General features: G+C 68.5%; 8 protein-coding genes and 1 tRNA gene. All 9 read right to left on the bottom strand.

All coding sequences use genetic code 11. The annotated features are described in order from the left end of the window. Positions 1–108: 108 nt before the first annotated feature. The 9 genes from rph to cysS all read right to left on the bottom strand — a co-directional run bounded on the left by rph (position 109) and on the right by cysS (position 11,450). Complete coding sequence (rph, locus tag ACZ6QO_RS32185) at positions 109–2,706, bottom strand: rifamycin-inactivating phosphotransferase (protein WP_465856264.1); 2,598 nt, start codon at positions 2,704–2,706, stop codon at positions 109–111. A gap of 399 nt (positions 2,707–3,105) precedes the next feature. Further along, on the bottom strand, positions 3,106–3,834 hold the full coding sequence (locus ACZ6QO_RS32180; RefSeq protein ID WP_465856263.1) for a VOC family protein: 729 nt from the start codon (positions 3,832–3,834) through the stop codon (positions 3,106–3,108). Positions 3,835–4,085: 251 nt separating this feature from the next. Beyond that, positions 4,086–5,150 carry a serine hydrolase domain-containing protein gene (locus ACZ6QO_RS32175; RefSeq protein WP_465856261.1) on the bottom strand — a complete coding sequence of 355 codons (1,065 nt, stop codon included), beginning with the start codon at positions 5,148–5,150 and terminating at the stop codon, positions 4,086–4,088. 161 nt (positions 5,151–5,311) lie between these two features. Continuing rightward, positions 5,312–5,911 carry a YdcF family protein gene (locus ACZ6QO_RS32170; RefSeq protein ID WP_465856259.1) on the bottom strand — a complete coding sequence of 200 codons (600 nt, stop codon included), beginning with the start codon at positions 5,909–5,911 and terminating at the stop codon, positions 5,312–5,314. Between the two features lie 161 nt (positions 5,912–6,072). Continuing rightward, the gene (locus tag ACZ6QO_RS32165) at positions 6,073–7,311 is read right to left on the bottom strand and encodes a glycosyltransferase family 2 protein (protein ID WP_465856257.1); all 1,239 of its coding nucleotides are present in this window, start codon (positions 7,309–7,311) and stop codon (positions 6,073–6,075) included. Positions 7,312–7,912: 601 nt separating this feature from the next. Beyond that, positions 7,913–8,410, bottom strand: a complete 498-nt coding sequence (locus ACZ6QO_RS32160; RefSeq protein ID WP_465856255.1) for a hypothetical protein — start codon at positions 8,408–8,410, stop codon at positions 7,913–7,915. A gap of 502 nt (positions 8,411–8,912) precedes the next feature. After that, positions 8,913–8,985: transfer RNA gene (locus ACZ6QO_RS32155), tRNA-Thr, on the bottom strand. Positions 8,986–9,059: 74 nt separating this feature from the next. Beyond that, complete coding sequence (gene rlmB / locus ACZ6QO_RS32150) at positions 9,060–10,031, bottom strand: 23S rRNA (guanosine(2251)-2'-O)-methyltransferase RlmB (RefSeq protein ID WP_465856253.1); 972 nt, start codon at positions 10,029–10,031, stop codon at positions 9,060–9,062. A gap of 21 nt (positions 10,032–10,052) precedes the next feature. Beyond that, positions 10,053–11,450: a cysteine--tRNA ligase gene (cysS, locus tag ACZ6QO_RS32145; protein ID WP_465856252.1), complete on the bottom strand. Its 1,398-nt coding sequence runs from the start codon at positions 11,448–11,450 to the stop codon at positions 10,053–10,055. Positions 11,451–11,713: the final 263 nt, after the last annotated feature.

The raw sequence follows: 11,713 nt of genomic DNA, 5'->3' as shown, positions 1-11,713 counted from the left end.
CTCTCCGTTCGGAACGGTGCGGCAGAGCGGCCGCGCGCGGCACATCGGGGTGACGATGGGCGCCGCCCTCGTCACCCGGATCTTCCTGCCTGAGCGGTGAATGATCTGTCAGGGGAGAATCTCGACGTACCCGTCGCTTCCGTGCACGCGGATCCGCTGCCCATCGGCGATCAGCCGGGTGGCGTCCACCACACTGACGACGGCCGGCAGGCCGTACTCCCGTGCGATCACCGCGCCGTGTGTCATCAACCCGCCGACCTCCGTCACCAGGCCCGCGATGCCGACGAAGAGTGGCGTCCAACTCGGGTCCGTGTGGGCCGTGACGAGGATGTCACCCGGTTCGAGATCGGCCTTGGCCATGTCCAGGATGACGCGGGCGCGCCCTTCGACGGTCCCGGCCGAGACCGGCAGGCCGACCAGGGCGCCGGCCGGCACGTCATCGCGCCGGTACGCCCCGGCGATGACCTCGCCGTCCGACGTCAGCACCCGGGGCGGCGTGAGCGCGCGGTAGGACCGGAACGCGTCCTTGCGCCGCTGGATCAGCTGGTCGTCCACCTGGTTCGAGCGCGCGGCGTCATGGAACTCCTGGAACGTGAGATAGAAGACGTCGTCCCTGTCGGCGAGCACGCCGGCCCGAACGAGGCGCTCGGCCTCTTCCAGCAAGGCCTGCTTGTAGACGAAATAGCGGGTGATGATGTCGTACTTCGGGTACTCCCGATAGCCGATGAAGATCCGGACTCGGTCGATCATCCGCTCGGTCTCGTCGGCCCTCTCCTCCCCGTCCGGCAGCGCCCGCAGACGTTCGAGCACCTCCCGCGCCTTCTTCTCCGCCTCCTGCCGTCCCTGCTCGAAGCGCCGTGCGGCGGCGCCCGGCTCGAAGTTCCTGACGTTGTCGAGGATCATGGGCACGAGCGTGGCGGGGCGTTCGCGCCAACGCGGCCTCGTGATGTCGATCTCGCCGACGCAGCGCATGCCGTACCGGTCGAGGTAGGCCTCGATGGCGTCGCGCGCTTCGGCCCCGCCCGCGACCTTCGGCAGCTCGTCCAGGAAACCGTCGTCCTTCACGCCCTGCAGGAACGCCACCACCTCCGGACGCGCGCGGACCACGTCCGCGACGTCCAGCAGCGCCAGGCCCATCTCCGACGTGACGTTGCCGGGCGCTGACAGCGTGAGGGTGTCGGCCGCGTTCTTCTCACCCAGCCACTCGCGCAGCCGGTCGTTGAGCCACCAGGTGGCCTCCATGCCCGCCATGATCGCCCGCATGTTCAGCGGATCACTGAGGACGCGCTTGTGCTCCTTGAATGCCTCCAGCAGGAACTCGAACAGCGCCGGCCCGGTCTTCGCCCGGATGTCGCGGCGCAGGGCGGCGATGGAGGCCCTGCTGCGCTCGATCAGCTCGGTGACGACGGCCGGATCGGTCTCGGCCGGGGCGGACGCGCCGCCGAACGGCGGCCTGGCGGCACCGCGGTCCGGGAGCGCCGGGACGAACTCCCGGCGGTCGAGGACGGTCTCCAGCGCGTCCCTGGTCAGCGGATCTGACCTCCCCACCATCTCCAGGAAGCCGGCACGGCTCGCGGGCGACGCCAGATGCGGGGTGGCATCGACGAACAGCCTCCCGCCGGCCTCGTGCGTCGACGCGATGGCCGTCAGCTGCCACATGGAGAGCCCCAGCGGCTTCATGGCGTCGGTCATCATCTGCTGATGGCCGACGGAGAGGTAGACGTGGTTCTCCCGGTCGCCGGCCGCGGGGATGGGGAACAGCGTGGTGATCGGCCGGCTCTGCACGATCTGGAAGTCGTCGCCGACCAGGCACCACTCGATGTCCTGCGGGCGGCCGAAGTGCGCCTCGATCCGCCGTCCGAGCCGCGCCAGCCGTACGACCTGCGCCTCCGTCAGCGCCGGCTGCTCCTGCCGCTGCGGGTCGATCGCCACTTCCCGCGTCCCGCCGCCCGGCAGGGCGTGGACGGCACGCTGCTTGGCGGCGATCGTCCGGGCGACGATCTCGTCGCCGCGCACCTTGTAGACGTCCGGGTTCACCAGGCCGGAGACCAGGGCCTCGCCGAGACCGAAACCGGCGTCCACCGTGGTGATCTTCCGGTTGCCCGTGACGGGGTCGGCCGTGAACAGGATGCCGGACGCGTCCGGGAAGACCATCCGCTGTACGACCACGGCCATGTGGACCTTCCGGTGGTCGAAGCCGTTCCGCAGGCGGTAGGTCACGGCCCGCTCGGTGAACAGCGACGCCCAGCACCGGCTGACGTGCTGGAGGACCGCCGCCGGCCCCACGACGTTCAGGTAGGTGTCCTGCTGGCCCGCGAAGGAGGCCGTCGGCATGTCCTCCGCCGTCGCGCTGGATCGCACGGCGTAGGCGGCCTGCTCGCCGGGCCCGGCGAGCGCGCGGGTGAACGCCGCCGCCAGCTCGCCCGGGATGGCGGTCTCCTCGATGGTCCGGCGGACCTCCGCGCTGAGCGTCCGGATCGCCTCCCGGTCGTCCGGGTTCAGGCGCGACAGCCGATCGAGCCGGTCGTCGATCGACGACGCCTCCGCCATGATCCGCCGGAAGGCGGCCGTCGTCACGCAGAACCCGGCCGGCACCTGGATGCCTTCGATCTGAGACAGCCCGCCCAGGTGCGCGGCCTTGCCGCCCACGACCGCCACCTGAGTCCCGCCGACCTCCTGAAGATCCATCACGTACTGCTCGATCATCGACGACACACCCACGTCGTCCCCCCATTTTTCTCGTCGACGCTGTGTCCGGCCGTCGATTCTGCGGCAAGACCCGGGTCTTGCCGCAAGCCCCCCTGTGCGCTATAAGTTGGAAGTGGCGGGGAGTGCGATCTCCCTGCCTTTGCTTTTGCCGCCCCCCTTGCCGGCCGCTCTGGCCGCCGCCCTTGCCGGCCGCCCTTGCCGGTAGCTTCGGCCGGCTCTTCGCCGGCCGCCACGCGGAGCATCCAGTGCCGTGACCGCTTGCCTTCGCCTTGCCTTCACCGGGTGTGCTACCTCCCCCGGGGGTTCTTCCATCGGCGCCGCGTCGGCGGGACGGTGGACGGCGAATGCCGGCGCCGCCCTACGGCGGGCACCTGGCGGACCTTTCCGGTCATCGCATCAGGAAAGCCACTCCTGAAGTCCGGTCAGATACCCGAGCTCTGACTCGATGCGCTGTCTGTCGCCCGAGGTGAGCTCCAGCCCACGCAGATCGGCGCCCCATGGATCGGTGGGCTCGCCGAGGACCAAGGCGAGATCGATGAGGTGGCACAGCGCGATGGCCCGCTCGACCACCGGGGCGTCCGCGCCATGTCTGCGCACGGCGGACTTGAGCGCGCGGAAAGCGTGCTGGTCGTCGTACTTGAACTCGCGCAGAATGCGCGCGTTGTCCACCGCTCTGGCCAGGCCGGTCAGCTTCTTCGAGCCGCCGTACTCCACTTCGGCCGGCTCGCCACGCTGGATGAAGATGATCGAGTTGCCGGACGGATCGACCAGCGTGAACCGGGACGCGCCTGGACGGTAGCGGGTGATCCGCGGCACGCCGGAGCTCAGCACCTTGCCGTGGACCCGGCGCATCGCCGCGACGAACGCCGCGTGGTACGGCGCCACGTCGTCGACCATGACCAGGCAGGCTCCGGACTCCTCCTTGGCCGGATCGAGCCCCTTGGGCGCCGGGCCGAAGTGCAGTTGGAATCCGCTCCATCGCAGCGCCAGGTAGACATAGGGCTTGCTCTGCTTGTAGGTCGCCTCGAACCCCAGCGCATCATAGAAGGCCAGTGTCTCCTCCACCGACGCGCACGGCATCAACGGCACCGTCGTCTCGTTCGGCCGAACCGCGATCTCACTCACGTCATTCCACCTTCCAGGTCGCCCGACGATGCTCGCACCCTGCGGCGGACCGCGCACATGGCTCGTTCCACTGCCGCGGAGACACAAGACCGGCACACGCACCCGCCGCCGCTCCGGCGGGGCGGCCGTCAGTCGTCGATCGCCTGGTAGACAGCGGTCCAGAATTCGTTCCACATCGGCAGCCTCTGGTCGCCCGCGTGCGCCCGCTGCATGATGAAAATCGCCGTCATGTCTTCGGCGGGATCGTTGTACTAGGCCGTGCCGTAGAAGCCGGGCCACCCGTAGCTCCCGGCCGAGGGGCCGAGGCGCGTGCGGCGGGTGACCACCGACATCCCGAAACCCCAGCCCATGGGGTCGAAGTACCCCGGCCAGAACCCGGAGACGGCCTTCTGCGCCGGAGTCAGGTGGTCGCTCGTCATCAGCGTCACCGACGGCCGCGAGAGCACCCGTTCGCCGTGGTGGGAACCGCCTGCCAGCAGCGCCGACGCGAAGGCGAGGTAGTCGTCGGCGGTCGAGACGAGCCCGCCGCCACCTCCTTCGAACACCGGCGGCCGGCTCCAATGCCCGTCGGGGCCGTCCTGAACGACCGTCCCACCGGTGGCATCGTCGCGCTCGTACGCCGTCGCTAACCGACCGGCGCTCTCGCCGCCCACGCTGAAGGCGGTGTCCTTCATCCCGAGCGGATCGCAGATGCGCTCGCGCAAGGCATCTCCGAACGACATGCCGGTGGCCCGGGCGATGAGCACGCCCGTCACATCGGCGGCGGTCTCGTACATCCAGCGCTCACCCGGCTGGTGGACGAGCGGCAGCGCGCCGAGCCGGCGCATCCACTCGTCGTACGGCGGAGCGCCGAGCGCGTTCAGCGCGTCCGCGATCGGGACCGTGCCCGGCTCGGCGAGGACCATGCCGGTGCCGAGGGTGAAGGTCAGCAGATCTCGCAGCGTTATCAGGCGTCTCGCCGGAACGGTGTCTTCCAGTGGCCCGCCGGGATCGGCGAGCACGGTCATGTCCGCCAGCTCAGGGAGGAGGTCGTCGACCGGGTCGTCGAGGCGGAGGGTGCAGTCCTCGACGAGCGTCATCGCGCACGCGGCGACGATCGGCTTCGTCATCGAGCTCACGCGGCAGATCGTGTCGCCCGCCATCGGCGTCCTGGCCCCTGCGCCCTCGAACGCGAGATTGCCCGTCGCCTCCATGTGCACCTCGCCGTGGCGGGCGAGGACGGCGACCATGCCTGGGACAGAGCCGGAGTCGACGTGACGCTCGATCACCTCGCGCACCCGGACCAGCCGTTTCAACGAGAAACCACCAACAGCCACCTGTCTCCTCCTCCACGTCTCGCGCGTCCGCACGCTACCTGTCGCGTACGACGTTCGGCGTTCCGCGAGAACGTCGAGGCGGAGCCCCGAGGAACGGCAGCGGCGCCCGGGGTCGAAGAGGCCGAGCCCCCGGAGAAAGCCGCAGGCACGATCGCGGCCGGCTAGCGCGAAATCCTCCTCTCGTCGCCCCTGAGACCGCGCAGCGTCCAAAGCCCGTACAGCGCCAGCAGCGGCTTGACGATCAACCACTCGCCGGCCCGGTAGTCGTCCGCGGGCACGAGTCTGTCGGCGAGATCAGGGCGCTGACGCCGCAAGTACGCGCGGGCTTTGAGCGCGTGCGCCGGCTGGGAGACGATTTTGATGCGGCCGACGTCCTCAAGCAGCGGGATCACGTTCGTGACGTTCTCCCACGTCGTTCTACTTTGGTCTTCCAGGAGAACCGTGCCGTCGAATTGCAGCACCGACTTCGCGTAGTCGGCCATCAACTGAGCCTCCGCCGCGCCGGCGCTGGTCGCACCGCCGCTGAAAATCAGGCGCGTGTCCCGCTCGAGGCCTGCCGCTATGGAGCGAAGGCCGGCACGAACTCGCCAGCGGTTGACGAGGTTCGCCGTCGCTTGAGGGTTCCGGTATCCCAGCACCACCACAGCCTCGGAAACGCCCCCGCTGTTCCCTACGAGGGTTCGAGACCAGCGCCAGTTCAACCATTCTCCCCAGGCCAGAAGCACCACCCCGGCCACAGTCAATCCCGTCCGCCGCCACATGCGCCGACTCTAGGACACCCCCGTCATCGAACGGCGAAAACAGCGGCCACTACGACGCATTAGAACCATGGGAGACGATCTGACAGCCCCATTGTGGATAGCGCTGGTGGCCCTGTGTACCGTCGGCCGACCGGGGCACGGACGTGCCCGAGGCCGGCGGGTCAGCCGGCGGCCACCGGGTAACGGCTGAAGATCTCGGCTCGCTGCGCCTCCGACGGCCGGTGGAAGTAGAGCAGCTCGCGGGAGGTGTCCACGCACTGGACCAGGCCGGCCAGCTCGGCGCCCCTGGTCTCATCGATGACGAGAAGATCGTTCGTCGCACCACGAGCCGCCAGCTCCGCCGTCGCGGCGTCGACCGTGTCCTCCTCGACCACCACGAGCTGGTAGGTGACGGGCACCGGCAGCCGGCCGTCGAGGGCCCGCGCGGCGATCTCGAAGCAGCGCATCGCCTCCACCCAGCCGATCCGCCGGTCGGCGGGGTTCATGGCCAGTCCGACGATCGACTGGATCGCCACTTCGGGCGCCTGATGCTTGGCCATCATGTAGGCGAGATTGCGGCCCCAGTCGCTGTACATTCCGGCGTCTATCCCCCGGCGCCGCTGGTGGTAGGCCACGGCCGAGGAGTTGAAAGCGAAGGCCAGTCCCGCCTGCCGCAGCCGGTATCCAAGGTCGGTGTCCTCAAGTCCCCAGCCGAGAAATGCCTCGTCGAAACCACCGAGCCGGCGTAGGTGCTCGGTGCGCACCGAGGCGTTGCAGGAGAACAGGAGATGCCAGCAGATGGCGATCCGGTTCATGTTGCCGGAGAACTCGGCCAGCACCCGCTCGCGCGGATCACCCCAGGCGACGGCGGGCATGGCGTCAAAGCTGAATTCGCGGCTGAGGCGCTCGTCGTCGAAGTCGCCCTCTCCGAGGTCCGGACGGGAGCCGATCACCACCAGATCATTCCTGATCCGGTGATAACGGACGTGTTCGGCGAGATAGGTCGGCCCGACCACCGTATCGGCGTCGACCATGACGATGAGCTCCCCGCCGGCCTTGGCGATGCCCGCGTTACGGGCGGCCGCCCGGCTCGACCGATCGGTGCGCGGAAGGTAGAGGTAGGTCAGATTGTCATGGCCCGCCAGCTCGGCGACCATCTCGCCGGTACCGTCGGTGGAACCGTCGTCGACGACGATGACCTCGAAGGAGTCGTCCGCATCGAGCACGCTGTGCGCGAGGGTGTACAGCAAGAGGCGTAACCTGCTCCGCGCGTTGAAGGCTGGAATGACGACGCTGACCTTCACGGAACCTCCTGTGAATGGACGGCAAAGGATGACCGGCACGGACACGTCGAACGCCTTCGCAACCAGAATTATCAACCGTCCGCAACTCCGGCGCAACGATTGTAAGAGCGATTCCACGTGTGTTAACATCAGCCGCCGACAATACGAGCGAAGCCCATTCTCAACACAATCGCGTCGCAGACGGTCCCCAGACGGTTCCGCCGGGTAACCCGCCATCCCAGTCGGACATATCCAAACGCATTCCATCCCGCTTGACGTTGCCGCCCAGATTCGCATCGCCGTCAGGTCGCGTACCGAGCCCGGCAATATATAAAAAGACGTTCGGCATAGAGAGTCCTTCGGCGCGGCAGAGCCCGGCTCGCCAGAACCCACATTCCCACGAAAGAGATGCGCAAGGCCTTCGAGATTCCTCCACCGGACCTTCATGATGTCCCCGCCATATGCGCATGCCCAGGGTGCTGTTTCGGAACCGGGCGCTACGACAGGGGCAGGACCGGGTCTTGAACGAGCCACCCGAGCCGGAGCCTGGCGCGCCCGGCGGGCCGCGGAGCGGGCCGCCTCTGAAGACGTGAAAAGTTCTCATCCGGCAGCGCGCGGGCTCTTGTCCCACCTCGGTTGATGCCTGACGCGGCGGCTCCGGTTGATCGTTGACATGATCAACCGGAGTCGTGCCGGGGAATGCGACTCGCGGCATGAGCGGAAGTCCCGTCTGCCCCGTTCAACCCGCTCCGGCGTGCTTTCTGATCCACTCTTCCAGGGCGGCGATGCAACGCGCGTTGTGTTGGACAAGCCAGATGGGGGGTCTCCTGGCGAACGGTGAGACAGAGAACGCTCCGATCTTGGTCGAATGGGGCCATCCGTGCCCGTCCTCCCACCGCAGATACACCCCTCCAAACAGGCTGCGGCGAACACCGAGGACACCGCTGGCCGGAATACGCCGAGTCACGTGAAGGCCGTGAACTTCGACGACCGTCTCGGTGCACGTGACCCCGAACTTCGCGGCACGCACCGCCCACACTCCGCCGAGCACCGCAAGCGGCACACCCACAATGGCGGCCGTCAGGAGGTGCGACAGGTCGGCTCGGGGAATGTCGTCCAGCCAGAAAGGATCAACGGAAGCAAGGACGATCCGTCCCCACTCGCTGGCGCGCATGATCATTCCAAGTCCCAACACGCCAATGCATAATCGACCGAGGGGCTCTGCGCGCAGCTTCACTCTTCCATCCTGGAACAGTTTCCAGGCATTGCGAACACTGAACCGCGCCGGGATCGCCGGAGGCTTTGATGTGCCCCGAGCTTCGTGGAGTCGGCTTGGTTGATTGTCATGCCAGCGGGGTGTCCGAGTGGGGCATCTCGTACTCGCTCGTCGATCCGTTCCGCACCCATCTGCGCCAACGCCGGGCCGAAGATCCTAAACGAAAATGATCAGAGGCAGATGTACGGACGAGCCGGCTTCGCACTCCTCCGCCATCGCATCCTGCTCGGCTGACCACCGTCCGTCACCACCGAAAGTGGGCCAGAGCCGTTGGGCGGACAGACCCCGGCCACGCTGATCCGGCGATCACTCTTCGGGTGTACGCGCACGTGATCAATGAGCAGATGGCGACGGCCGCCGACATCCTCGCCACAGCGATCAAGGAGGCTGCCGCATAGCTCGTGTTAGCAAAGGTGTTGGCGAAAGGCCCCTCGCGATCATCGCGGGGGGCCTCTGAGCTGGGAGCCGACGAGGGGAATCGAACCCCTGACCTACGGTTTACAAGACCGTTGCTCTGCCGATTGAGCTACGTCGGCGTGTGCGGTGCGCTACGAGTTTAGTCGTATGGCGCGCGCACCGTCACCGATGTCGGGACGCCTGTGGGATGGGGTCAGCGGCGGTGGCGGGAGACCTCGTAGAGGGCTATGCCCGCGGCCACACCGGCGTTGAGGGATTCGGCGGCGGCGCGCATGGGGATGCGGGCCACCACGTCGCAGGATTCGCGCACCAGCCGGGACAGGCCCTTGCCCTCTGAGCCGACCACGACGACCAGGGGCTCGGTGGTGAGCTCGACGTCGCCGATGTCGGTGGTGGCCTCGCCGTCCAGGCCGACCACGAACAGGCCCTGCTCGCGGTACTCGCGCAGGGTGCTGGTGAGGTTGGCGGCGCGGGCGACCGGGAGGTGGGCCAGTGTGCCCGCGGAGGTCTTCCACGCACCGGCGGTGACGCTCGCTGAGCGGCGCGAGGGCACCAGGATGCCGTGCGCGCCGAAGGCGGTGGCGGAGCGCGCGATGGCACCCAGGTTGCGCGGGTCGGTGACCCCGTCGAGGGCGACGATCAGCGGGACCTCGGCGGCTTCAGCGGCCCGCTCGACCAGGTCTTCGGGGTGGGCGTACTCGTAGGGGGGCAACTGGAGGGCGAGGCCCTGGTGGACCGCGCCCTCGGTCAGCCTGTCGAGCTTGTCGCGGCTGGCTTCGAGCAGGGGGATGCCGCGGTTGGAGGCTATCTTGATGGCCTCGCGGACGCGGTCGTCGCTGTCGATGCGCTGAGCGACGTAGAGCACGTTCGCGGGCACCTCGGCGCGCAGCACCTCGAGCACGGGGTTGCGTCCGCCGATGACCTCAGGGGCGTCGTCGCGCTTGCCGCCGCGGGCCGGCCGGGCGGACCTGGCCGGCTGCTGGGCGGACGCCGGTGCGGCGCCCGCCGCGGCGGCGGACCGCTGCTTGCCCTTGTACCAATGCCGCTCGTGGGCGGGCGGAGTCGCGCCCTTGCCCTGCAGAGTCTTCCGGCCCTGCCCACCGGTGCCCCGCGTGGGACCCTTGCGCTTCGCGGGCCTGCCCGACCCTTTACCCCCACCTGCCATGCTGTCAGCCTACCGGCGCGATCAGCGGGCCAGTTCCCATCGAGAACCTTGGGGGGTGTCCTCCACCATGACGCCGGCGGCGGCGAGCTGGTCGCGGATCGCGTCGGCGGCGGCGTAGTCCTTGCGGGCGCGGGCGGCCTGGCGCTGCTCCAGAGCCACCTTGACCAGGGCGTCCACCGTGTCACGCAGGCCGCTGCCTGCGCCGGACTCGCGCCACTGCGGGGAGCGAGGGTCGAGACCGAGCACGTCGAGCATGTTCTGCGTCTCGGCGAGAAGGCGCGCGACCTGCTCTTTGTTGCCGTTGGCGAGCGCGACGTTGCCCTCGCGGACGACCTCGTGGACCACGGCGAGCGCCTGCGGCACGCCGAGGTCGTCGTCCATGGCGTCCACGAAGGCCTGCGGGAGCGGAGCCGCCGCGTCGACGTCGTGGATGACCTCGGCCGCGCGGGTGACGAAGCCCTCGATGCGCTGGTATCCGGCGGCGGCCTCGGCCAGGGCCTCCTCGGAGTAGTCGATCGCGGAACGGTAGTGCGCCGCGACCAGGTAGTAGCGGAGCTCGACGGCGCGCACCTTGCCCAGCATGGCCGGGACCAGCAGGGAGTTGCCGAGCGACTTGCTCATCTTCTCGGCGCCGATCTTGAGCATGCCGTTGTGCAGCCAGTAGCGGGCGAACCCGTCGCCGGCGGCCTGCGACTGCGCGATCTCGTTCTCGTGGTGCGGGAAGATCAGGTCGACGCCGCCGCCGTGGATGTCGAACGTCTCGCCGAGGTACCTGGTGGCCATGGCGGAGCATTCGAGGTGCCAGCCGGGACGGCCGGGACCCCACGGGGTCTGCCAGGTCGGCTCGCCGGGCTTGGCGCCCTTCCACAGGGCGAAGTCACGACCGTCGCGCTTGGCGGAGTCGTTGTCGGTGTCGCCGGCCGCCCGCATGTTCTCGGGACGCTGGTTGGACAGCCTGCCGTAACGCTCGGCGTAGGACATGACGTCGAAGTAGACGTCGCCGCCCGCGGCGTAGGCGTGCCCCTTGTCGATCAGCCGCTGGATCAGCTCGATCATCTCGGGGATGTGGCCCATCGCCCGGGGCTCGACTGTGGGCGGGATGCAGCCGAGGGCGTCATAGGCCCAGGTGAACGCGCGCTGGTTGCGCTCGGCGATCACGAACCAGGGCACGCCCTCTTCGGCGGCGACTCGGATGATCTTGTCGTCCAGGTCGGTGACGTTGCGGCAGAACGACACCTCGTACCCGGACCGGGTCAGCCAGCGGCGGATGACGTCGAAGTTGACGCCCGACCGGATGTGGCCGATATGCGGCGGAGCCTGCACTGTGGCCCCGCACAGGTAAATCGAGACCCGGCCCGGCTGGACGGGGACGAAGTCGCGGACCGCACGGGTGCTGGTGTCGTATAGGCGCAGACTCACGAACGCAAGGCTAATGCCTCGCAGGCCGTGACAGGACGGGTTGCCCGACCTCACACGCCCGCAAAAGCAATGTGATTCCGACTGCCTTTCCCCACCGGACACACCCTTGACCGGCTTCTTCCAATTTGTAGCTAGATGTCCTTGATGATTTGTCCGATAGGACATGACTTGGGGTCGATGCTCCTGTCTTGGTCAGCCGGGCGCCCCTCGACGGTAAAGACCGGCGGCGCCCCGGAGGTCGGCTCGTGGCGACCGGGGCGCGG

The organism is Sphaerisporangium sp. NPDC049457 (assembly GCF_055586705.1).
This window is presented reverse-complemented; position numbering and strand designations above follow the sequence as displayed.